The 21,299-nt window shown below is 75.5% G+C and carries 20 protein-coding genes; 7 read left to right on the top strand and 13 right to left on the bottom strand.

Features of this window, described 5'->3' with window-relative positions; translation table 11 throughout:
* Positions 1-30: 30 nt before the first annotated feature.
* Entirely contained in the window at positions 31-1,353 is a 1,323-nt protein-coding gene (gene mshA, locus ACFVVL_RS09815; protein ID WP_380294166.1) for a D-inositol-3-phosphate glycosyltransferase, read from the bottom strand.
* 360 nt (positions 1,354-1,713) lie between these two features.
* On the opposite strand from mshA, the gene ACFVVL_RS09820 reads away from it, so the two are divergent.
* Positions 1,714-2,547: a class I SAM-dependent methyltransferase gene (locus tag ACFVVL_RS09820; RefSeq protein WP_387672965.1), complete on the top strand. Its 834-nt coding sequence runs from the start codon at positions 1,714-1,716 to the stop codon at positions 2,545-2,547.
* A 134-nt stretch (positions 2,548-2,681) separates the two neighbouring features.
* Here ACFVVL_RS09820 and ACFVVL_RS09825 read toward each other — a convergent pair whose 3' ends face one another.
* Positions 2,682-3,236: an O-acetyl-ADP-ribose deacetylase gene (locus tag ACFVVL_RS09825; protein ID WP_380294153.1), complete on the bottom strand. Its 555-nt coding sequence runs from the start codon at positions 3,234-3,236 to the stop codon at positions 2,682-2,684.
* Between the two features lie 238 nt (positions 3,237-3,474).
* Between ACFVVL_RS09825 and ACFVVL_RS09830 the strand changes: the two genes are divergently transcribed.
* Positions 3,475-5,004 carry a SpoIIE family protein phosphatase gene (locus ACFVVL_RS09830; RefSeq protein WP_387672968.1) on the top strand — a complete coding sequence of 510 codons (1,530 nt, stop codon included), beginning with the start codon at positions 3,475-3,477 and terminating at the stop codon, positions 5,002-5,004.
* Between the two features lie 102 nt (positions 5,005-5,106).
* Here ACFVVL_RS09830 and ACFVVL_RS09835 read toward each other — a convergent pair whose 3' ends face one another.
* The 4 genes from ACFVVL_RS09835 to ACFVVL_RS09850 form a co-directional block, all read right to left on the bottom strand.
* Positions 5,107-5,460, bottom strand: coding sequence for a DUF2516 family protein (locus tag ACFVVL_RS09835; protein ID WP_380229649.1), 354 nt, complete (start codon positions 5,458-5,460; stop codon positions 5,107-5,109).
* A gap of 112 nt (positions 5,461-5,572) precedes the next feature.
* Positions 5,573-6,088, bottom strand: coding sequence for a hypothetical protein (locus ACFVVL_RS09840; RefSeq protein ID WP_380294151.1), 516 nt, complete (start codon positions 6,086-6,088; stop codon positions 5,573-5,575).
* Between the two features lie 20 nt (positions 6,089-6,108).
* A complete protein-coding gene (locus tag ACFVVL_RS09845; RefSeq protein WP_387672971.1) occupies positions 6,109-6,522 on the bottom strand; it encodes a helix-turn-helix domain-containing protein in 414 nt (137 codons plus the stop codon).
* A 118-nt stretch (positions 6,523-6,640) separates the two neighbouring features.
* Complete coding sequence (locus tag ACFVVL_RS09850) at positions 6,641-7,834, bottom strand: MerR family transcriptional regulator (RefSeq protein WP_387672974.1); 1,194 nt, start codon at positions 7,832-7,834, stop codon at positions 6,641-6,643.
* Between the two features lie 172 nt (positions 7,835-8,006).
* Here ACFVVL_RS09850 and ACFVVL_RS09855 point away from each other — a divergent pair, with 172 nt between their 5' ends.
* Positions 8,007-8,624 (top strand): YceI family protein, encoded by a 618-nt coding sequence (locus tag ACFVVL_RS09855; protein WP_380294149.1) that lies wholly within the window; start codon positions 8,007-8,009, stop codon positions 8,622-8,624.
* A 229-nt stretch (positions 8,625-8,853) separates the two neighbouring features.
* Here the strand turns inward: ACFVVL_RS09855 and ACFVVL_RS09860 are convergent, their stop codons facing one another.
* Complete coding sequence (locus ACFVVL_RS09860; protein WP_387672977.1) at positions 8,854-9,819, bottom strand: LysR family transcriptional regulator; 966 nt, start codon at positions 9,817-9,819, stop codon at positions 8,854-8,856.
* Positions 9,820-9,981: 162 nt separating this feature from the next.
* Between ACFVVL_RS09860 and ACFVVL_RS09865 the strand changes: the two genes are divergently transcribed.
* Both ACFVVL_RS09865 and ACFVVL_RS09870 read left to right on the top strand, forming a co-directional pair.
* Positions 9,982-11,274 (top strand): MFS transporter, encoded by a 1,293-nt coding sequence (locus ACFVVL_RS09865; RefSeq protein ID WP_387672980.1) that lies wholly within the window; start codon positions 9,982-9,984, stop codon positions 11,272-11,274.
* 10 nt (positions 11,275-11,284) lie between these two features.
* Entirely contained in the window at positions 11,285-11,770 is a 486-nt protein-coding gene (locus ACFVVL_RS09870) for a macro domain-containing protein (protein ID WP_380294146.1), read from the top strand.
* Here ACFVVL_RS09870 and ACFVVL_RS09875 read toward each other — a convergent pair.
* Positions 11,758-12,297, bottom strand: coding sequence for a GNAT family N-acetyltransferase (locus ACFVVL_RS09875; RefSeq protein WP_380294145.1), 540 nt, complete (start codon positions 12,295-12,297; stop codon positions 11,758-11,760). The genes ACFVVL_RS09870 and ACFVVL_RS09875 overlap by 13 nt on opposite strands.
* 180 nt (positions 12,298-12,477) lie before the next feature.
* On the opposite strand from ACFVVL_RS09875, the gene ACFVVL_RS09880 reads away from it, so the two are divergent.
* Entirely contained in the window at positions 12,478-13,275 is a 798-nt protein-coding gene (locus ACFVVL_RS09880) for a TetR family transcriptional regulator (protein WP_380294144.1), read from the top strand.
* Between the two features lie 42 nt (positions 13,276-13,317).
* On the opposite strand, the gene ACFVVL_RS09885 is transcribed toward ACFVVL_RS09880, so the two are convergent.
* On the bottom strand, positions 13,318-14,631 hold the full coding sequence (locus tag ACFVVL_RS09885) for a GNAT family N-acetyltransferase (RefSeq protein ID WP_387672984.1): 1,314 nt from the start codon (positions 14,629-14,631) through the stop codon (positions 13,318-13,320).
* 133 nt (positions 14,632-14,764) lie between these two features.
* Between ACFVVL_RS09885 and ACFVVL_RS09890 the strand changes: the two genes are divergently transcribed.
* On the top strand, positions 14,765-15,487 hold the full coding sequence (locus tag ACFVVL_RS09890) for a dienelactone hydrolase family protein (protein WP_387672987.1): 723 nt from the start codon (positions 14,765-14,767) through the stop codon (positions 15,485-15,487).
* A gap of 44 nt (positions 15,488-15,531) precedes the next feature.
* On the opposite strand, the gene ACFVVL_RS09895 is transcribed toward ACFVVL_RS09890, so the two are convergent.
* The 4 genes from ACFVVL_RS09895 to ACFVVL_RS09910 form a co-directional block, all read right to left on the bottom strand.
* Complete coding sequence (locus ACFVVL_RS09895) at positions 15,532-16,959, bottom strand: C40 family peptidase (protein ID WP_387672989.1); 1,428 nt, start codon at positions 16,957-16,959, stop codon at positions 15,532-15,534.
* Between the two features lie 253 nt (positions 16,960-17,212).
* Positions 17,213-18,310, bottom strand: coding sequence for a hypothetical protein (locus ACFVVL_RS09900; protein ID WP_380290803.1), 1,098 nt, complete (start codon positions 18,308-18,310; stop codon positions 17,213-17,215).
* 69 nt (positions 18,311-18,379) lie between these two features.
* Positions 18,380-20,272, bottom strand: a complete 1,893-nt coding sequence (locus ACFVVL_RS09905; RefSeq protein WP_387672992.1) for a threonine/serine exporter family protein — start codon at positions 20,270-20,272, stop codon at positions 18,380-18,382.
* Between the two features lie 127 nt (positions 20,273-20,399).
* Positions 20,400-21,119 carry a DedA family protein gene (locus ACFVVL_RS09910; RefSeq protein ID WP_380290799.1) on the bottom strand — a complete coding sequence of 240 codons (720 nt, stop codon included), beginning with the start codon at positions 21,117-21,119 and terminating at the stop codon, positions 20,400-20,402.
* Positions 21,120-21,299: the final 180 nt, after the last annotated feature.

Below are 21,299 nucleotides of genomic sequence, written 5' to 3' on the forward strand. Positions count from 1 at the left end.
GCAGCGCACCGGACGCGGCCGCCGCGCGGCTCAGGCCCGCCGCTGGCGCGCCCCGGCGAGCCGGCCGATCGACCGGACCAGGCTGCCGGCGTACACCTCGGCGGTGGTCGCGGCGGCGGTGTCCCAGCCGAAGCCGGCCGCGTGCCGGGCCGCCGCCGCGCCGCGCCGGGCCACCAGCTCCGGGTCGGTGACGTACGGCTCCAGCGCGTGCGACCAGTCCACCGGGTCGTGGCCGCCCACCAGGGTGCCCGTCTCGCCGTCCCGGACGGCGACCGGCAGGCCGCCCACCGCGGCCGCCACCACCGGTGTGCCGCAGGCCTGGGCCTCCAGCGCGACCAGCCCGAACGACTCGCTGTACGAGGGCATCACCAGCGCCGTCGCGGCCCGGTACCACTCGGCGAGCAGCGCCTGGCCCACCGGCGGGTGGAACCGCACCACGTCGCCGATGCCCAGCTGGGCGGCCAGCTTGTGCAGGCTCTCCGGCCGCGCCAGCCCGGTGCCGGACGGGCCGCCGACCACCGGCACCACCAGCCGTTCGCGCAGCTCGGGGCGCCGCTCCAGCAGGACGGCGACCGCGCGCAGCAGCACGTCCGGGGCCTTCAGCGGCTGGATGCGGCCGGCGAAGAGCAGCACCGCGGCGTCGGCGGGCAACCCGAGCCGGGCCCGGGCGGCCCGGCGGGCCTCCGCGGTGCCCGGGGCCGCCGGGCGGAACACGTCCAGGTTGACGCCCGGGTGGACGACGGCCAGCTGGTCGGGGCGCGCCGCGTAGAACCGGGCCAGCTCGGCGGCCTCCTCGGTGGTGTTGGCGATCAGCCGGTCGGCCGCCTCCACCACCTGGGTCTCGCCGATCACCCGGGCCGGCGGCTCGGGGGTGTCGCCCTCCGCCAGCGCCGCGTTCTTCACCTTGGCCATGGTGTGCATGGTGTGCACCAGCGGCACGCCCCAGCGCTGGGCGGCCAGCCAGCCGACCTGGCCGGAGAGCCAGTAGTGCGAGTGCACCAGGTCGTAGTGGCCGGGACGGTGGCCGGCCTCGGTGCGCAGCACGCCGTGGGTGAAGGCGCACAGCTGGGCCGGCAGGTCCTCCTTCAGCAGGCCCTCGTACGGGCCCGCCGTGACGTGCCGGACCAGCACGCCCGGGGCCAGCTCCACGGTGGGCGCGTCGTCCGAGCAGATCGCCCGGGTGAACACCTCGACCTCGATGTTGAGCTCGGCCAGGCGCTTGGCCAGCTCCACGATGTAGACGTTCATGCCGCCCGCGTCGCCCGTCCCCGGCTGGTGCAGCGGGGAGGTGTGGACGCTGAGCATGGCTATCCGGCGCGGGCGGCGGCGGCCGCCCTGGACGAGCGACTGGATCCGGCCGCGCGCGGGCGTGGCCGGCTGGGCACGGCGTACCGAACGGACGGGGTGCTGGATCACCTGGCTGGAGCCTCCTCGTGTACTGCCCGCCTCGGCAGCCCTGCTTGCCTGCCGCCTGCTGTTCTGCCTGCTGTCCGGTGTTGCGCTGCCGCCCGCGCGCCGCACAGCCGCCGACGCCCGGTGCGGTACGCCGGCCCGCTGCCCCGTCCGGGCACACACCACCACCAGTCTGCCAACCACGCGATCGTCGACCGGCATTCCCGGGCCGGGGCATGAGATGGGCCACGCCGAGACCGGAGCGGACCGCGCCCGGGCCGCGCCGCCGGCCGCCACCGCCGGGCCCGTACCCTGTGGGGCATGGCCGCCTCCTCCCCCGACACCGTGAGCGCGCCCGCCCGCGGACGGGCCGGGCGGCCGGTGGGCACCGTCACCCGCGGCACCACCAACACCAACCGGCTGCGCCGGATGGACCGCTGGATCGCCCACGCGCTCGGGCCCGCGCTGCGCTCCGCCGAGCACCCGCCGGTCGCCGTCGACCTCGGCTACGGCGCGGCGCCGTGGACGGCCGTCGAGCTGTCCGGGCGGCTGCGGGCGGTGCGGCCGGACGTCCGGGTGGTCGGGATCGAGATCGAACCGGCCCGGGTCACCGCGGCGCTGCCGTACGCGGTGCCGCCGCTGCTGACCTTCCGGCGCGGCGGCTTCGAGGTGCCGCTGGACGGCGGCGCGCCCGCCCTGCTGATCCGGGCCGCCAACGTGCTGCGGCAGTACGACGAGTCGGCGGTGGCCGGGGTCTGGGAGCGGCTGTGCGGCCGGCTGGCCCCGGACGGGCTGCTGGTCGAGGGCACCTGCGACGAGATCGGCCGCCGGCACGTCTGGGTGGCGCTCGGCCCGCAGGGCCCGCGGACGGTGACCTTCGCGGCCCGGCTGGGCGGCCTCGACCGGCCCTCCGACCTGGCCGAACGGCTGCCCAAGGCGCTGATCCACCACAACGTGCCGGGGCGGCCGGTGCACGCCTTCCTGCGCGACTTCGACCGCGCCTGGGCGGCGGCCGCGCCGTACGGGGCGTTCGGCGCCCGGCAGCGCTGGGTGGCGGCCTGCACCTCGCTGGCCGGGGCGTGGCCGCTGGTGGACGCGCGCGGGCGGTGGCGGCAGGGCGAGGTCACCCTGCCGTGGACGGCCCTGGCCCCCTGAGCGGTCCGGCGAACGGCCGGCTCCGCCGCCCGGCCGGGCCCGGTGATCGAGTCCACGGTTTCACTCGAACGAGTTATCGAATATCTCTGGCGTGTTGACGCCTCGTCACGCCACCATGGGACCCGGCCGGGTGCTCACTCCCGTCCCGTCAGCCCCAGCTCCCGTCCGACCTCCTCGAACACCCCGTGCATCTCCGGCCCGAACAACACGAACCGCACCTCCTCCGGCCCGCCCCCCGGCTCCGCCGTCACCGCCGCGACGGTGCCGAGCGCGATCCTGGCCGCGTCCGCAGGCGGCCACCCGAAGATCCCGGCCGACACGGCCGGGAAGGCCACCGTGCGCGCGCCCAGCTCCGCCGCCACCCGGAGCGACGCGCGGTAGCAGGAGGCCAGCAACCCCGCCCGCTCCTCGTACTCGTCCGCCAGGTAGACCGGCCCCACGGTGTGCACCACCCAGCGGGCCGGCAGGTCGCCGGCCGTGGTCGCCACCGCCTGCCCGGTGGGCAGCCCCCGCCCGTACCGCGAGGCCCGCAGCGCGCGACACTCGTCCAGGATCCGCGGCCCGCCCCGGCGGTGGATCGCGCCGTCCACCCCACCGCCGCCCAGCAGGGAGGAATTCGCCGCGTTCACGACGACGTCCACCTGCTGTGCCGTGATGTCACCCTCGACCAGAGTGATCCGCGTCGTCATCGCATCATCCCTTCCCTCGCCCGGCCCGGCACCCGCCGGAACCGGCCCCGACTCGTACCCCCGCCGTCCATCCAACACACCGCCACCGGCGTGGCACCAGCCACACCGGTGCCGGTCGGTCAGAGAAATCCCCGGAGATCACGTTATGGTCGCGAGAAGTTCCCCGACGCAGGGTGCCAAGCGGGCACTGCGGACGGACGCCGGCCGTTACGCATGCGGGGAAAGGGAGGATCAGCCGATGCCCGCAACGGGAGACGGGCGGGCACCTGGTGCCGCGGACCCGCCGGACGCCCGGAACGGCGCCCGCCCCGGACCCGCCCCCGAACGGTCCGAGCACGAACGGCCCGCCCCCGACCACTCCCCCGCACCGCCCCGGCAGCCGGCCGGCCCGGCCACGGCGCCCGCGCCGATACCCCACCCCCGGTCGGACGCCGCGCCCGCGCTCCCGGCCGCCCCCGCGCCCGCCGTCCGTGAGCCCGCCGCCGGCGCCCCGCTCAAGCTGCTGGTGATCGAGGACGACGCCACCGACGCCCAGCTGCTCAAGGCCGCGGTGGCCGACAGCGGCGCCCCGATCGAGATCCACTGGACCCGCGGCCTCGCCCAGGCCTTCGCGCTGCTCGCCCCCGCCGCGCCCGGCTCCCGGCGCGGCCGCTCCCGCACCCCCGACCCCCTCCGCGGCGACTTCAGCTGCGTCCTGCTCGACCTCGCCGCGTCCGCCGACCTGCCGCACCCCTCCGACCCCTCGGACGGCCTGGAGGGCCTGCACGAACTGCTCCGCCGGGCCCCGCACACCGCCGTCGTGGTGCTCACCGACGCCGCCGGAGCCGAACTCGGCGCGGCCGCCGTGGCCGCCGGCGCCCAGGACTTCCTGGTCAAGGACGAGACGGACGGCCCGCTGCTGGCCCGCGCCCTGCGCTACGCCGTCGAGCGCAAGCGCGCCGACGAGTCGCAGCGCCGGCTCGTCGAGGCCGAGCTCCGCGGCCAGGAGAACGCCCGGCTGCAGCGCCACCTGCTGCCCACCCCGCTGCTCGACGGCGCCAACCTCTCCTTCACCCGCCGCTACCGCCCCGGCCGCCGCCGCGCCCTGCTCGGCGGCGATTTCTACGACGCCGTGCGCACCGAGGACGGCACCGTCCACGTGGTGATCGGCGACGTCTGCGGCCACGGCCCCGACGAGGCCGCGCTCGGCGTGGCGCTGCGGATAGCGTGGCGGACCCTGGTCTTCGCTGGACTCACCGGCGAGACCCTGCTGACCACGCTGCAACACGTGCTGGAACACGAACGGCGCAGCGACGAGATCTTCGCGACGCTCTGCATGCTGAGCATCGAGCCGGCCGACGCCGAGGCCCCGGAGGCCGCCGAACGGGCCCGGCTCCACCTCGCCGGCCACCCGCCGCCGCTGCTGCTCGGCGAGGACCACACCCCGATCGGTCTGCCCGCCGACCACGCCGGCCCCGCGCTCGGCCTGCTCCCCTGCGACGACGGGCAGGCCGTCTGGCCGGCCCACCGGTTCGAGCTGCGCCCCGGCTGGCGGCTGCTGCTCTACACCGACGGGCTGATCGAGGGCCGGATCGGCGCCGGCTCCCGCCGCCTCGGCCAGGACGGCCTGGCCGACCTCATCGGTGACCACCAGTCCGCCGGGCTCACCCGGGGCCGGCTGGTCGACAGCGCGATCGCCGAGGTCGAGGAGCTGAACGGCGGCGCCCTGACGGACGACGTCGCGGTGCTGCTGCTGGAGCGCAACCCGGTGCAGCTGCTGCTGGGCTGAGACGGCCGCACGGGCCCCGGACGCGCCGGGCCCGGAACGCCAACGAGCCCCGGTGTCCGGGCGGGTGGACCCGCCGGACGCCGGGGCTCGCCCGTTCCGCCGTCACCAGGGCCCGTACGGCCCCATGTTCCGCTGGTCGCCCCGGCCACCGCCCCGGTTGGTGAGCGCCCGGATCGCCGGGCGGACGTCGACCACGTAGACGATCGCGGCGACCAGGCCCGCCAGGGTGAGGAAACTGGTCATGAAGTTCGCGCCGAACAGCAGGTCCAGCCCGAACGCGATGCCGAGGACCGCGAGCCAGAAGCCCTTGGTCTTCTTGTCGGCGGCCCGGTAGGCGTCCTCCGGACGGGTGGCGGCGTCGATCAGCGCGAACAGCTTGTAGCCCAGGATGGCGACGGCCAGCCACCAGAACGGATTCAGGTAGTCCAGGAACAGAATCTGGGCCACTCCGCCCATCACGGCCTCCTCGTCTCGCTGCGGCACCCCGTCCGTCCATCCTGGCACGGCGGGGCGTCCGCCAAGGGGTCAACGACCCGGCGGCGCAGAATGCGCCCGGGCCCCTCGGGCGCTACTCCGCGTTCTTGCGGGCCCGGCCGCGCTTGGGGGCGGCGGGCGCCGGGTCGTCGACCAGCTCGCCCTCGACGAGCTCGGCCCCGTCCGCCTCCGCGTCGATCCGCTCGGCGATCGCCTCCTCGACGGCCCCGTCGCCGCGCCCGCGGTCGACCGCGACCTTGCCGCGCTCGGCCAGCCCGTCGTAGGTCTCCTTGGCCTTCACCGCCAGCTCGACGGCGCGGCCGACCTGCTGGAGCGCGAAGGTCTGCGCCTTCTCCTGCAGGACCTTGAGGTCGGCCGGCAGTGCGCCGACCGTGTCGGTGACCCTGGTCTGCGCCTCGGCGAGCCGGGCCTGGGCCTCGGCCAGCCGGGCGGTCGCCTTCTCCTGGGCGCCCTTGCGGTCGGCCGCGAGCGCCTCGACCCTGCCCGGCACCTCCCGCAGCTTCCGGTAGGCGAGGTCCCCGGCGCCGGCGAGGGCGTACAGCGGGGTGGGGTCGGTCAGGGTCTTCTTGATGTCGTCCGTGATCGGCACGGCCGGTCCTCCCGTGGTGTCTAGGGTGCCTTGCCCTCGTGCTCGTCCGCGCTCCCGCCCGCACCCTCGTCCGCGCCGGTCGGTTGCCCGGCGGCGTTCTCCTTGAGGAAGGCGTCGTAGACCGCGAGCAGCGCCTGCTTCTGCTGCTCGTTGATCAGTGGGTCGGCCAGGATCGAGGCCCGCAGTTCCAGGCCCTCACCACGCCGCTCCTCCAGGATCCCGGCCTGGACGTAGAGCGTCTCCGCCGAGATCCGCAGCGCCTTGGCGATCTGCTGCAGGATCTCCGCGCTCGGCTTGCGCAACCCTCGCTCGATCTGGCTGAGGTAGGGGTTGGACACGCCGGCGGCCTCCGCCAGCTGCCGCAGCGAGTACTGCGCGTTGCGCCGCTGTTCGCGGATGTACTCGCCCAGCGAGCCGACGTTCAGGGAGGCCATGCGACCACCCTGCCCCAGGCTGCTTGCTTTTGCAAGCGCGGCGCTAGCACCAGCAAACACCCCCCGCCCGGGCCCGGGCCGGCCCGGGCCCGGGCGGGGTCCGCCGGGCCAGACCGGGTCAGGCCGGGAGGCGGACCGGCATCAGGACGGAGAAGGTGCCGGGCCGGCCGGGGGTGCGGATGGCGAGGGGGGCGATCGGGCCGCCGAGTTCGAGGACGAGCGGGCCGTCGGCTCCGGCCGGGAGGGCCTCCAGCAGGAAGTCCCGGTTGACCGCCACCCGGAGGGCGTCCGGCCCCGGAACCCCGGCACCGGCGTCCGCGCCGCCGCCCGCATCGCCGTCCGCGTCGGGGGCGGCGACGGTCAGGCGGCCGGCCTCGTCGACGGCCAGGACGGCGACCTCGCAGTCGGCGCCGTCCGGGCCGGACGGAAGGCTGCGGGTCGGGGCGGAGGCGACCACCGCGCGCAGGTCGGCGGCGGGCAGCCCGACCCGGCGGACGGGATCCAGCCGGACCAGCGCGCGGTAGTCGGGGTAGTCGTGGTCGAGGGCGGCACCCTCGATGCGGTGGCCGTCCACCTCGATCCGCACCGCCCCACCGCCGAGCGCCAGCTCGACCGCGCCGGTGGCGGAGCCGAGCAGGGCGCGGAGGGCGTCGGCCAGGGCGGCCGGCACGATCGCGGCCGCGGACGGGCCGTCCACGGAGACGCCGTCCACGGAGACGCCGTCCGCGGGGGCCTCGGCCACCGGGGCGTCGACGGGACTCCCGACGGGGACCTCGGCGAGGGCCAGCCGGTAGCGGTCACTGGCGACCAGCCGCAGCAGGCCGCCGTCCAGGTCGAACAGCACGCCGGCGAGGACCGGCAGCCCGGGGTCGCCGCCGACGGCGAAGCGGACCGCGTCCAGGGCTTCGGCCAGGGCGCGGGCGGGGACGGTGAAGCGGTACTCGGCGGGGGTGGTGGTCATCGGGTTCTCCCTCTGGTCGATCAGCCGACGGATCAGGGAGAGCTCCCGGCGGGCGTCGGCGAGGCCGTCCTCCAGCCGGCGCAGGTGCACGTCGAGCACCCGGTGGGCCGCGCCGCCGCCGGGGGCCGCGCCGAGCACGGCCCGGATGCCGGCCAGCGGCAGGCCGACCCGGCGCAGCCGTGCGAGCAGCCGGGCGTCGGCGAGCTGGCCGGGCGCGTACCAGCGGTAGCCGGTGCGCGGGTCGACCCGGGCGGGGGTGAGCACGTCGGCGCCGTCGTAGAAACGCAGGGCGCTCACGCTCAGACCGCTGTCGCGGGCCAGCTCTCCGATGCTGCGCAGGTCGCTCTCCATGGCAAGGACTCTGGGGCCTCGACCGGGTCGAGGGTCAAGCCCGGACGGCCGGACCGGTTCCGGCCCCGTCGACGGCCCCCGATTCCAGTGGTTGAACTTTGAACGAAGTCGGGCTACAGTGGAGCCAACAAGTTGAAGCCTAAACAAGTGGCTTCGAACCCGAGGAGGAGCCATGGGCCTTTTCAACCGCAACAAGAACACCACCGCCACCGCGACCCCCACCGCCGTCGCCGTCACCGAGGGCCCGGACCTCGGCCACCTCTCCGGTGACTGGACCATCGACGCCACCCACAGCGAGATCGGCTTCTCCGTCCGCCACGCGATGGTCACCAACGTCAAGGGCCGCTTCACCGAGTACGACGGCAAGCTGCACCTCGACGGCAGCACGCCGACCAACTCCAGCGCCGAGCTGACCATCAAGGTCGGCAGCATCGACACCAACCAGTCCCAGCGCGACGAGCACCTGCGCACCAGCGACTTCTTCGCCGCCGAGACCTTCCCCGAGATGAGCTTCCGCAGCACCTCCGCCGAGCGGCTGCGCGACGACTCCTACCGGATGACCGGCAACCTGACCATCAAGGACGTCACCCGCCCGATCGTCCTGGACCTGGAGTACACGGGTGCCGCCGTCGACGCCTACGGCGTGGACCGGGTCGGCTTCGAGGGCAAGGCCGTCCTGGACCGCACCGACTGGGGCCTGACCTACAACGCGGCGCTGGAGACCGGCGGCGTGCTGATCGGCGAGAAGGTGAAGCTCACCTTCGACATCTCCGCCGTGAAGGCGGCCTGACCCGGCCGAGCTCCGCACCGGGCCCTGCGGGCCCACCCCGACCGCGGACGCGCAGCCCGCTCCCCCAGCACCTGCGCGTCCGCACCCGGCCCCACCCCTGCCGACCCCCGAGCGGCAGGGGTGGAGCCGTCTCCGGCTCGAACAACCGTCCGGCGCCGGGTGATTCCTGATCCCGGACAGGTTCGTACACCGCCGTCGCCGGGGGCTCCGCGCCCGGCCGGCGGAGCGCTCAGGGCGCCAGCAGCGCGGCGTCCGGGGCTGGCAGCCAGCTGCCCGCCGGCCGCCGCAACCAGTCCTCGCGCGCGCCGAGTTCGGCGGCCGCGGCGAGCAGCGCGGCCAGCCCGGGATGCCGCAGGTCCGGGCGGTGCACCAGGCTCACCAGGCTGAGCGGCACCGGACCGGCCAGCGGCACGTTCACCGCGCCCGGCAGCACCGGGCCGCCGACCGTGGTCAGCATCGGGTCCCCGTGCCGGGCGAGGTAGCGGGCCGTCTCCTCCACCCCCACCGGCGGGACGCGCGGCACCGCCGGCGTCAGACCGTGCTCGCGCAGCAGCCGCAGACCGAGGTCGGCCCACTCGGTGGTGGCCGGGTTGCCCGCGCAGACGTCCACCGGATGACCGGCCAGATCGGCCGGCCGCAGGAACGCCCGGCCGGCGAGCGGATGACCGGCCGCCATCATCACCGACATCCGCTCCAACCGGACCGGACGCTGGGCGAGTCGGGCACGCACCCCGGCCGGCAGGCCGGAGAAGCGGCCGAACGAGACGTCCAGCCGGTGGGCGAGCAGTTCGTTCGCGGCGGCCGCCAGACCGCCGAGGAAGCGGGCCAGCAGTTCGCCCTCCGGCCAGGCGTCGCGGGCCCGTCGGAGCAGCCGGTCACCGGTGAGGTCAGGCCCGGTGACATCGCTGTTGAGGTCGAGCAGCAGCGGACGGTGCGCGGCGCCGGCCACAATCTCGTCGTGCAGCGCCAGCAGCCGGCGCGCCCTGGGCAGCAGCCCGTGCCCGGCCGCGGTGAGTTCGACGCTGCGGGTGGTGCGGGTGAACAGCGCGTCGCCGAGCAGCCGCTCCAGCGTCCGGACGTCCCGGCTGAGCGCCTGCTGGGCCACGTGCAGGCGTTCGGCGGCCCGCCCGAAGTGCAGCGTCTCGGCGGTCGCGACGAAACCGCGGAGCAGGCGGGGGTGCAGGTCACGGGGCATGGCGGCAGGCTAGCAACGCGCCCGGGCCGGGCGGTCCCGCTTCCTCCCGGCCACATCGACATCGTTCTGTTGTCAATGCGGCAGAACAGGTGTTGGACCGCGCACGGCCGGCGGCCCGAGGCTGGGGACCTTCCACCCCGCCCCCTCGTCCGCCGGAGTCCCGTGCCCGCCCTCGCCCCGTACCGACGCCTGTTCGCCCGCCCCGGCACCGCCGCCTTCACCCTGGCCGGGCTGCTCGGCCGGCTCTCGCTGTCGATGACCGGCGTCTCCCTGGTGGTGCTGCTCGCCGAACGGCGCGGCTCGTACGCGCTGGCGGGCACCGTCGGGGCGGCCGGGCTGATCACCGGGGCGGTCGGCATGCCGATGATCGGCCGACTGGTCGACCGGTTCGGGCAGTCGAAGGTCACCGTCCCGGCGGCGCTCTACAACGTGGTGCCGCTCTGCGCACTGCTGCTCTGCGTCCGCACCGGGGCGCCCGACTGGACGCTCTACGCCTGCTGGGCGGCCGGGGCGGCGGCGCCGAACCTCGGCGGCATGGCCCGGGCCCGCTGGGCCCACCTGCTGCGGGACGAGCCGGACGCGCTGCACCTCGCCAACTCCTTCGAACAGGTGCTGGACGAACTCTGCTTCATGGCCGGGCCGGTGCTCGGCATGGTGCTGTGCACCACGGTCGCGCCGGAGGCCGGACTGCTCGCCGCCGGCGGACTCGGCGCGACCGGCGCGCTGCTCTTCGCGGCCCAGCGCCGCACCGAGCCGCCGCTCGCCGCCCGCCCGGCCGGCGGACGGCACGGCTCGCCGCTGCGGGTCCCGGTCCTGCGGGTGCTGACCCTGACCTTCCTCAGCACCGGCATGGTCTTCGGCGCGCTGGACCTGACCACCGTCGCCTACGCGGACGCGCTGGGGCACCGGCCGGTCGCGGGCGGCCTGCTGGCCCTGGTGGCGGCCGGGTCCTGCGTAGCCGGGCTGGTCTTCGGCACGCTGCGGCCGGGCGGACCGGCGGGCACCCGCTTCCTGCGGGGCGTCGCGGCGATGGCGGGGCTGCTGCTCCTGCCGCTGGCCGCCGGGCTGGGCGGCGCGGGGCTCGCGCTGCTCGGGGTCGCGCTGTTCACGGCCGGGGCGGGGACCGCGCCAACCATGGTCACCGGCATGACGCTGCTCCAGGAGATGCTGCCGCGGCGGCAGTTGAACGAGGGCATGGCCGTCGCGGTGTCCGGCATCCTGGTCGGCATCTCGGGCGGCTCGGCGCTGGCCGGCGCCCTCGCCGAGCACGCCGGGCCCGGCACCGGCTACTGGATCCCGGCCGGGGCCGCGGCGCTCGCCCTGCTGATCGCCCTCGCGGGCCGCCGCCACCTGGTCGCCCCGGCGGACGGCGCCGCCCCTGCCGACGGCGCTGCCCCGGTCGACGGCGCCGCCCCGGCCGGGAAGCCCGAACGCCTTGTCAGTGGGGCGCGCTAGCGTTCGGGGCATGACGGAGACGAGCACCATCACGTACGTCCGGGGCGATGCCACGGCGCCCGGAGGCAAGGGCGTGAAGGTGATCGCGCACGTCTGCAACGACCTCGGGGGGTGGGGGAAGGGGTTCGTCCTCGCGCTCTCGAACCGCTGGAGCGAGCCGGAGGCGGCGTACCGGCGGTGGCACCGGGAGCGCGCGTCGAACGACTTCGGGCTCGGCGCCGTGCAGTTGGTACGGGTCGGGGAGTCCCTCTGGGTGGCCAACCTGATCGGCCAGCGGGGCATCCGCACGGGCCGCTCCTCCGGGCCGCCGGTGCGCTACGAGGCGATCGACACCGCGCTGGCGACGCTGGGCGGGCAGGCGCTCGGCCTGGGCGCCTCCGTGCACATGCCGCGGATCGGGTGCGGGCTCGCGGGCGGGCGCTGGGAGTCGGTGGAGCCGCTGGTGAGGGCCCGGCTGGCCGACCGGGGGGTTCCGGTGACGGTCTACGACCAGTGACGCGCCAGGTCGGAGGCCGGCCAGGTGTACTCGTACTCCGGCAGCAGGTGGCCGCCGGGGAACTCCCCCTCGCCCACGCGGGTGCGGTGGGCGCCCTCGCGCTCGTAGAAGGCGACCGCCCGGGTGTTGGCCTGGAGCACCTCCAGGTAGAGGTCGGTCCCGGGGTGACGGCGGGCCGTGTGGGTCCGGGCGGCGTCCAGGAGCTCGCGGCCGATGCCGCCGCCGGTCAGCCCGGGGCGGACGTGCAGGTTGTCGAGCAGGATCCGGCCGTCCCAGTGCGGCACCAGGTAGGCGAACCCGACGACCGCACCGTCCCGTTCGGCGATCAGCAGCTCGGGGGTCGTCTCCGGGCCGCCGTAGTCGGCGGCCAGCCGCAGCTCCCAGATCTCGCGCCGCTCGGCGGCCAGCCCGTCGCCGAGGGCCTCGTCGGGGACGATGCCGGCGTACGCGGTGCGCCAGCTGTCGGCGTGCAGTTCGGCGACGGCGCCGGCGTCCCGGGCGGAGCCCTGCCGGATCACGGTGATCATGCGTCCAGCATCCCACCCGACCTTGAACACGTTCAAGTGATGACCTAGGGTCGGCCCATGACTTTGAACACGTTCGAAACCATCGCGGGAACGGCGGCGGCACCGGATGCGGAGGGGGCATCCGGTGCCGCACGCGCCGACACCGGCTGGGACTGACCCGGTCGGGCTAGGCTCGGGGCCGTGGACGACCTGGCAGCGACGAACGGCACGAGCACGGCGAAGGGCAGCACCGGCGCGGGCGGAGGGGCCGGGGGCTCCGCCGAGGCCCGCGGCAGCCGCGCGCAGCCCAAGACCGACAAGAGCGAGCAGACCCGGGCGCTGATCCTGGAGACCGCGATGCGGCTGTTCCAGGAACGCGGCTACGAGAAGACCACCATGCGCGCCATCGCCACCGAGGCGGGCGTCTCGGTCGGCAACGCCTACTACTACTTCTCGGCCAAGGAATTCCTGATCCAGGGGTTCTACGACCGGATGACCTACGACCACGCGGCGGACGCCAGGCGTCGCATGGCGGACACCCGGGACTTCTCCGAGCGCCTGGAGATCGCCCTTGCCTCCTGGCTCGACACGGCCGCCCCGTACCACGAGTTCTCGGCGCAGTTCTTCCGCACGGCCGCCGACCCGAACAGCTCGCTCAGCCCGTTCTCCAACGAGTCCCACCCGGCCCGGGCGACGGCCGTCGAGCTGTTCCGCGAGGTGCTGCAGGGCTCCGAACTGGCACCGAAGCTGGACGCCGAGCTGGTCGAGCTGCTGCCCGACGTGCTCTGGCTCTACCTCATGATCGTGGTGCTCTACTGGGTGTTCGACCGCACCGAGGACACCGAGCGGACCCGGGAGTTCGTGCGGCGGTCCACGCCCATGGCGGCCCGGGTGATCAACCTCTCCCGCTACCGGGTGTTCCGGCCGATCGTCCGCGACGCCAAGGGCCTCATCCAGGACTTCATCCTGCCCACCATCGGGAAGAACGCCGTGAAGTAGCGGACCCCACCCCCGGCCGCGGGGACCGGGGGTGAGCGCCCGTCAGAAGCCGTCGATGTTCCAGGACAGCAGCGGCGTGCGCAGTTGGAGGTCCGCGGCGGCCACCGCGCCCGGGCGCAGTTCGGTGACCCGGCCGGCCACCGCGAGCCGCGGCAGCGTCTCGCCGGCCAGGTAGAGCGCACCGAGCGCCGAGGCGTCCAGCGCGAGATCGGCCTCGTCGGTGGTCCGCACGCAGCGGCCGGTGCCGTCGGCGGCGGTCTCCAGCGCCCAGCGGCCGGCGGCGTAGCCGTCCCGGTCCTCGACCTCCAGCACCACGCGGCCGGGCGCGCCGTAGGTCCGGGCGTTGAAGGCGGCCTCGACGTCCAGCACCCGCAGCCACATGAAGTCGGCGTTCTCGACGTGCGGGGTGGCGGCGCGCGGCTCCTTCAGCAGCATCGGCAGCGGGTCGTCCGGGCCGACGTTCTCCACCGCGACCTTGCGCACCCAGTCGACCGAGAAGAGGTAGCGCCACAGCTCGGTGGCGGTCGCCCGGTCGAGCGCGAAGAAGTCGAGGACGGTGAGGGTGCAGTTCGGGTAGGAGCCGTCCCAGGTGTCGTCGATCTTGTAGACGGCCTGGCCGGTGGGGGTACCCTCGGCGTCCCGGTGGACGACGGCGAAGGGCTCCTTCCAGTCGAAGCCGGGGACCTCGATCTCGCCGGTGTGGCGCGCCCAGGTCAGCTCGTCGCGGTCGATCGCGCCGGGCTGGGTCACCCGCCAGCGGTCGAACAGCTCGGGACCGGTCTTGCGCAACTCCGCCATGCTCACCAGGTCGATCCGCCCGCCGGGCACGGTGGGCAGGCCGTCCCGCAGGCCGCCGGCGCGGAGCAGGTCGATGTTCCAGCCGTGACCGCGGGTGGCGGGCCCGAAGCCGTAGCGGCCGTAGATGTTGTACTCGGCGGCGACCAGGATGGCGACGGCGGCGCCGCGGTCCCGGGCGGCCGCGAGGTCCCCGGTCATCATCCGGCGCAGCAGGCCGCGCCGCCGGTGGGTGGCGGTCACGGTGACCGCGGTGATCGCGTCGGCCTTGACCACCGCGCCGCCGGGGACGGTCAGTTCGGCGTCGAAGCTGCGGAAGGTGGCGACGATCCGGTCGCCGTCGAACGCCCCGATCATCCGGCCCGGCTCCCACTGGCGGCGGCGGAACTCCGTCGCCCGGCCGACGTGCGAGCGCAGGAAGCCGACGGCGAGCGCGCGGTCCCACTCCTCGACCTCGTCCTCGCCGATCGCCCGGATCGCGATCCCCTCGACGCCGGCGCCCTGTTCCTTCACTCGGCCGCTGCCCGGATCACCGGGGCCGCCGTTCGTCTCGTTGCCCATTCGCTCACCGTACGGCGGGATTTCGGCGACGGCACCCGATTTATTCCGGGGCGGCGGGCGGCCCCACGGCCGCGTTGTCCGCCCACGGCGAAGACCGTTCCGGGCCGGCCCGCGCCGCACTAGCGTCCGGTCCATGACGACGGTCACCACACGCACGATCGCCTATCCGGCCGACGGACTGACGATGCTGGGGCACCTCGCACTGCCCGCCGGCACCGGCCGCCGGCCCGCCGTCCTGCTCGGTCCCGAGGGGCCGGGCCTCAACGACGTCCAGCGCCGACGGGCCGACGCCCTCGCCGAACTGGGGTACGTGGTCTTCGCCTTCGACCTGCACGGCGGGCGCTGGATCAGCGACCCGCAGGAGATGCTGGCGCGGGTGATGCCCATGCTCGCCGACCCCGACCGGCTGCGGGACCTCGGCCGCGCGGCCCTCGACGTGCTGCGCGACGAACCGCGGACCGATCCCGGCCGGATCGCCGCCATCGGCTACGGCACCGGCGGCGCGATCGCGCTGGAACTCGGACGCGCCGGCGAGGACCTGCGGGCGATCGGGACGGTCAACGGCCTGGTCACGGGCCGGCCGGGCGAGACGGAACGCATCCGCTGCCCGGTGTGGGCCGGGGTCGGGTCGGAGGACCCGATCATGGCGCCCGCCCAACGCGAGGCGTTCGCCGCCGAGATGCAGGCCGCGGGCGTCGACTGGCGCCTGGTGGTCTACGGCGGGGCCGAGCACGCCTTCCACCACCCGCCGGTCGGCCACGCCGTGCGGCCCGGCGTCGCCCACCACCCCCGGCAGGCGGAACGCGCCTGGCGCGACGTCCTCGGCCTGCTCGCCGAGTGCCTGCCGGTGACCTGACGCGGCGAGCGCGCGCCCGGCCCGGGTCAGGGGGCCGGGCCGGGTCAGGGGCGGGCGTAGAAGTCCGGGGTGCCCATGATCCAGAGGCTGGCCTGCTTGACCGGCATGCCGGCCCGGGGGGCCTCGATCATCTGGTCGTCGCCGATGTAGAGGCCGACGTGGTGGATGTCGGCGGCGCGGCCGGTGGTGCTCCAGAAGACCAGGTCGCCGGGGCGGAGCTGGCGGTAGGTGACCGGGGTGGACTGGGCGTACTGGTCGGCGGCGAAGTGGTTGAGGCGCTTGCCGCCCTGACGCCACGCCATCATGGTCAGCCCGGAGCAGTCGTAGCCGCCCGGGCCCTCGCCGCCCCAGACGTAGGGCAGGCCGATCGTGGCGCGGGCGAAGGCGATGGCCGCCGCCGCGCCGTCGGCCGACCAGGGGCGCGGCGGCGGGGGTGCGGCGGTGGAGGCGGCGGGCGGGGTGTTCTTCGCGGCTTCGGCGGCCCGGGCGGCTTCGGCGGCCGCCTTCTCGGCCGCCGCCTTCTCCGCCATCGCCTTCTCGGCGGCCCTGGCCTCGGCCTCCCGGGCGGCCTGTTCCGCCGCGGCCTGCTCGGCGGCCGCCCGCTCCGCCGCCTCGCGCTCGGCCGCCGCCTTCTCGGCCGCCGCGCGGGCGGCGGCCTCGGCCTCCCGGGCGGCGATCGCCTCCAGTGCCTCGCGCCGCTGCCGTTCCAGCTCGACGGTGGTGTGGCGGGCGGCCGCCAGGTCGGCGAGCAGTTGCTCGCGGCGCAGCCCGGTGGCCGCCACCAGGTTCTGCTGGTCCGCCAGCCGGGCCTCGGCGCGGCCCCGGGCGGCGCCGACCGCGGCGGCCGCGCGTTCGGCGGTCCCGGTGGCGGCGCGCGCGGCGGCGGCGGCCCGGGCCGCCGCGGCGGCCGTGGAGACCGCCGCGTCGAGGATCTGCCGGGTGCGGTCGCTGGCGACCCCGACCACCGCGGCCCGGTCCCCGGCCTCGCGCGGGCCGCGCGCGCCGAGCACGGCGTTGATCGCGGAGAGTTCGGCGGTGGTGCCCTGCCGGTACGTCTCGGCGGCCAGCTCGGCGGCCTCCTCGGCGGCCTCGGCCCGCTCGGCCTCGGCGGTGGCCGACCGGCCGGCGGCGGCGGACTCCTCGGCGCGGGCCCGGGAGAGGGCCAGCTGGGCGCCGTTGTAGGCCTCGACGGCCTGTTCGGCGGTCCGGGCGGCGCGGTCGGCCTCGGCCTTGGCGGCGGTGAGCCCGGCCTCGATGGCGGCGACCGTGCCGGCCCGGAGGTCGGCCTCGGCCCGGGCCCGGTCGATCTCCGCGGCGGAGGGGAAGGCCTGCTCCCCCGGCGCCGCCGCGGCCGACGGGTCGGCGGGGGCGGACGGCGGGCCCGGCTCCCCCGGGGCGGCCGACGCGGCGGGGAGCAGGCCGAGCAGGGCGGTGAGGGACAACAGGAGGGTCGGCAGGAGCCTGCGCGCCACGATTCATCCCTTCGAACGGTCACGAGGGGGTGGAGCGGCCGCGCACGCGCGCACCGCCGCAGGACCGGCGGGTGGCGACGGGACCGGCGGGGTGCCCGGCGCCGCCGGCGACCCGGCGAACCATCCCCTTCCGCGACAGGGCAGTCACTGTCCGCCATGGTCTCAAGCGGGACCGCTTTCCCCCTTCAAGCCCGCGCCGCCGACCGGGTGACCATCGGATGATCCGACCGAAGCCCGGCTCCGGACGCCCGATTCAGCGGCTCATCCTGCGGGTGTGCGTCCGCAGCCGGCGCCGCCGGCCCGGGCGGGGCTCCTGGCCGGACGGGGCGATCGCGTACGTCCGGCTGCGGCCGGCCCGGACCGCTCGCCGCCGCTGCCCGGAACGGTCGTGCCGCCCCGCCCGGTCACCCGGCGCGCCGTACGCCGGTGCGCCGGAGGTCCCGGCGCCGCGGTGACCGCCGGAGGGGTGCTCCGCGGCGCCCGCCGCCGAGCGGCGGTCGGCCAGCCGGGCGGAGCGCCGGGCCAGCGCCCGGGCGGTGTGGGCGTCCAGGTGGGCGGTGGCCCGGGCGGCCATCTGCTCGGCCACCCGGTGGGCGGCCGGGTGGTGGGCCGGCACCTTGTCCGGGGCCCCGGCGATCAGGTCGAAGAGCCAGGTCCGGGCCCGGTCCGCACGCCGGTGCAGCAGGCGCTCGCGCCGGAGCGCCCGGGTCCGCAGGCGCGGGCTCGCCGCGTAGCGCCAGCGCGCCCAGGGGCTGCTCGGGCGGGCCAGCCGGACCGCGCCGATCCAGGAGAGACCGGGCACCATGATGCCGAGCAGTCCGGTCCACACCTTGCCCTTGAGCAGGGTGACGACCATCGCCAGCGCGTTCACCGAGATGACCGTCACCAGCCCCCACCTGGTCTCGCCGGTGGGCTCGGCGCCGAGCGGGACGTAGCCGACGAGCAGCAGGCCGGTGAAGAGGATGCCGAAGATCACCGCGTCCACCGACTTGCGGCCCTGCTCGCTCCAGTACACGTCGTCCAGGTGCAGGATCAGCGCGAACTCGTCCAGCACCAGGCCGCAGCCGATGCCGAAGAGCAGCCCGAAGAGGTCGATCCACGGATGCCCGCCGTAGGTCGCGAACACCCCGATGCCGCCGGCCAGCAGGAAGCCCAGGCCGAAGACCATGTGGTGGATGTGCAGCCCGCCGGGCGTCACGTTGCCCGGCCACCAGCGCACCTGCGCCCTGATCATCCGCACGCTGAACCGGATGAACACGAACGAGACGATGAACCCGACCAGCAGCAGGAACAGCGGTTGCTTGTGCGCGGCGACGATGTGGTCGCGGTAGCCGTCCAGCAGTGTGGTCATGGGTCTTACCTTCGTTCCTGGTGCTGCGTGCGGCCTGCCGCGACATGGCCCGGGGGCCAACGGCCGGCGTCAGAAGCCGCGGGTGCGCTTGGCCGCCCGGCGCGGGATCACCGGGGCGAGCGACGGCCGCTCGACCCCGACCGGGAGCTTCATGAAGAGCCGGGCGATCTCCCCGCCCAGGTTCACGCCGATGGCCAGCGCCATGGCGATCGCGGCGGCCCTGGTGATCTGGACCAGGCCCCCGCTGGGGTGGCCCTGGGCGAACGAGAGCATGCCGAGGTAGAGCGCCGAACCGGGCATCAGCGGACCGATCGCGGCGGTGACGTACGGCAGCGCGGAGCCGTTGCGGTAGCGCGCCATCAGCTGGCCGAAGAGGCCGACCAGGCCGGCCGCCACCCCGGTCGCCACGATCGGCGAGACCCCGGCGTTGTAGGCCAGCACGCCGTAGCTGGCCCAGCCGATGCCGCTGTTCAGGGTGACCAGCGCGAGCGAGCGGCGGTCGGTCTGCAGCAGCATCGCGAAGGCGAGGGTCAGCACCATGGCGGCGACCATCTGCACCGGCGGGTAGCTGATCCCGACCAGCGACTCGTCCGGTTTGAGCTTCGCCTGGAAGCCGACGCCCAGGTAGAGGATCAGCATCACGCCGATGACGATGCCCGCCACCAGGTAGATCACCTCCAGCAGACGGGCCGCGGCGGTGATGTAGAAGCCGGTCAGACCGTCCTGGACGGCGGCGACCAGGGCGCGTCCGGGCAGCAGCGCGAACAGTCCGCCGGTGATCACCACGGAACCGCGCAGGCCCAGGTCGTTGAAGGAGAGCACGATGCCGGAGGCCGCGGCCGGCATCGCGGCCAGCACGAACTGGTAGAACTCCGGGAGCCCGCGACGGGCGATCAGCGAGGCCAGCCGGTCGCCGAGCACCGCGGCGACGAAGGCGCTGAGGAAGACCAGCCAGGCCTTGTCGTCGATCCGCCCGCCGACCAGGAAGGTCGCCGCGCCGGCCAGCAGGCCGGTGTTCAGCGCGAGCAGCCAGGCCGCGTACGGGTGCCGGTTGCGGCGGATCACCGCGAGCCGGCGGTAGGCGTCGTTGACGCTGACCTGCTCGGCGGTGATGTCCGCGACCAGCTCGTACACCGCGTTCAACCGGGTGTAGTCGGAGGTGCGGCGGCGGACCACGCGGTCGGCGGTGATCGGCGGCTCGACCAGCGAGGGCTGGTGCGAGATGCCGATCAGGGTGAAGGTGACCTGCGGTTCGCAGCGGTCCAGCCGGTAGGCGTGCGCGATGCCGAGCATCGCCGCCTCGACGTCCTCGGCGGCCTCGCCGCTGGCCAGCAGCAGTTCGCCGATGCGCAGGGTCAGGTCGAGGATGCGCGGAACGTTGCGGGCGGCCGCGGCGGCGGGGTGCAGCTCGCGGGCGGTCCGCTCGAAGGCCGGGCGCTCGGACATCGGGGTGCGCAGCAGGGTGCGCATCCGGTCCGGCCAGGGCGCCTCGCCGGGGGCGCCCGGGCTGAGGGCGCCGAGCGGGATGCCGCTCGGCGGGGTGTAGCCGGCGGCCCGCCACTCCTCGGGGGTGAGGGTGTCCTCGGCCGCGGAGCGGCGGCGGTGGACCGGGGCGCGCGGTTCCTCGGCGGCGTCCCGGGGGCCGGCGTCCCGGGGACCGGCGCCCCGTGCGGCCGCGTCCCGCGGGCCCGCGGGGGCGGCCGGCTGCCCGGGTTCCGGTTCGGGTTCCGGCTCGGGCTCGGGGGCCAGCAGGCCCTTGGTCTCGGGGACGGGCAGGGCGAGCGGGATCTCCACGGTCGGTTCGACGACCGGGGCGGGGTGTCCGAGCAGCCCCTCGGTGGGCGGCGCCTCGGACGGGTGGACCGGCCGCGCGGCGGCGGCCGGGCGGGCCTGCCGCTGCGGGCGGCCGCCCCGGCCGCCCCTGGCCCTCTTGCCGCCGCCCGGCCGGCCCCGCTTCGGCACTTCCGCTCCTTGCCGCCCCTGGCGGTGCCGGTCCCCCGGGCCGCCGATCGATCTCCGCCTACACCTTGCCTGATCGAACTGCGGGACGCACATGTACGCGGCGGCGGGCCGGGACGCTCCCGGACGCCTACCCGGCGCGGTGGCGGCCGCCGCGCCCGGCCACCGGGGCCCCGGCGTCGGTCCGGACGGCGTCGGTCCCGGCGGCGTCGGCGGCCGGGGCGGACCGGCCGGAGCGGCGGGCGCGGAGCAGTTCGACGGCCACCGGGATCACCGAGACCAGCACGATGCCGACCAGGATCGCCTCGATGTTGTCCCGGACGAACGGGATCTGGCCGAGGAAGTAGCCGAGCACCGTGACACCGGCGCCCCACAGCACGCCGCCGATCACGTTGAAGAGGACGAAGACGCGGTAGTTCATCCCGCTCACGCCCGCGACGATCGGGGTGAAGGTGCGGACGATCGGCACGAAGCGGGCCAGCACGATCGCCTTCGGGCCGTGCCGGTCGAAGAAGGCCGCCGCCTTCTCCACGTTCTCCTGCTTGAACAGCCGGGAGTCGGGTCGCCGGAACAGGCTCGGGCCGACCTTCCGCCCGAACAGGTAGCCGACCTGGTCGCCGGCCACCGCCGCGACCACGATCAGCGCGCAGATCAGCCAGAGCGGCTGGTGCAGGTAGGTGCCGTCGGCCACCAGCAGACCGGTGGTGAAGAGCAGCGAGTCACCGGGGAGGAAGAAGCCGATCAGCAGGCCGGACTCGGCGAAGACGATGGCCAGGATGCCGAACGGCCCGAAGGTGGAGATCAGGTGGGTCGGATCGAGCCAGGACGGGCCGAGGGCGAGGCTGGTCACGGTGCGGGACTCCTGAGGGCCTGTAGGAAGGTCGACTCTTGGCAATGAAACAGTAAAGCATTCACCAAGAGACCATCCGGCGCCCCTGGCCCGGGAAGTAGTCGGACCATCATCCGGATCCCACCATCGGGGGAATCCGCGCCCGTGCGGTGGAGTTCGTCCGCGGCCCCGGTGAATCCT

This window comes from Kitasatospora sp. NPDC058115, from assembly GCF_042884635.1.
In the GTDB taxonomy this organism is placed as follows: Bacteria; Actinomycetota; Actinomycetes; order Streptomycetales; family Streptomycetaceae; genus Kitasatospora.

Excerpts from the sequence above, each read along its gene's own strand:
- ACFVVL_RS09820 (WP_387672965.1), top strand. The coding sequence starts at position 1,714 with ATGGCCGCCTCCTCCCCCGACACCGTGAGCGCGCCCGCCCGCGGACGG.
- ACFVVL_RS09825 (WP_380294153.1), bottom strand. The coding sequence starts at position 3,236 with ATGACGACGCGGATCACTCTGGTCGAGGGTGACATCACGGCACAGCAG.
- ACFVVL_RS09830 (WP_387672968.1), top strand. The coding sequence starts at position 3,475 with ATGCCCGCAACGGGAGACGGGCGGGCACCTGGTGCCGCGGACCCGCCG.
- ACFVVL_RS09835 (WP_380229649.1), bottom strand. The coding sequence starts at position 5,460 with ATGGGCGGAGTGGCCCAGATTCTGTTCCTGGACTACCTGAATCCGTTC.
- ACFVVL_RS09845 (WP_387672971.1), bottom strand. The coding sequence starts at position 6,522 with ATGGCCTCCCTGAACGTCGGCTCGCTGGGCGAGTACATCCGCGAACAG.
- ACFVVL_RS09850 (WP_387672974.1), bottom strand. The coding sequence starts at position 7,834 with ATGGAGAGCGACCTGCGCAGCATCGGAGAGCTGGCCCGCGACAGCGGT.
- ACFVVL_RS09855 (WP_380294149.1), top strand. The coding sequence starts at position 8,007 with ATGGGCCTTTTCAACCGCAACAAGAACACCACCGCCACCGCGACCCCC.
- ACFVVL_RS09860 (WP_387672977.1), bottom strand. The coding sequence starts at position 9,819 with ATGCCCCGTGACCTGCACCCCCGCCTGCTCCGCGGTTTCGTCGCGACC.
- ACFVVL_RS09870 (WP_380294146.1), top strand. The coding sequence starts at position 11,285 with ATGACGGAGACGAGCACCATCACGTACGTCCGGGGCGATGCCACGGCG.
- ACFVVL_RS09875 (WP_380294145.1), bottom strand. The coding sequence starts at position 12,297 with ATGATCACCGTGATCCGGCAGGGCTCCGCCCGGGACGCCGGCGCCGTC.
- ACFVVL_RS09885 (WP_387672984.1), bottom strand. The coding sequence starts at position 14,631 with ATGGGCAACGAGACGAACGGCGGCCCCGGTGATCCGGGCAGCGGCCGA.
- ACFVVL_RS09890 (WP_387672987.1), top strand. The coding sequence starts at position 14,765 with ATGACGACGGTCACCACACGCACGATCGCCTATCCGGCCGACGGACTG.
- ACFVVL_RS09900 (WP_380290803.1), bottom strand. The coding sequence starts at position 18,310 with ATGACCACACTGCTGGACGGCTACCGCGACCACATCGTCGCCGCGCAC.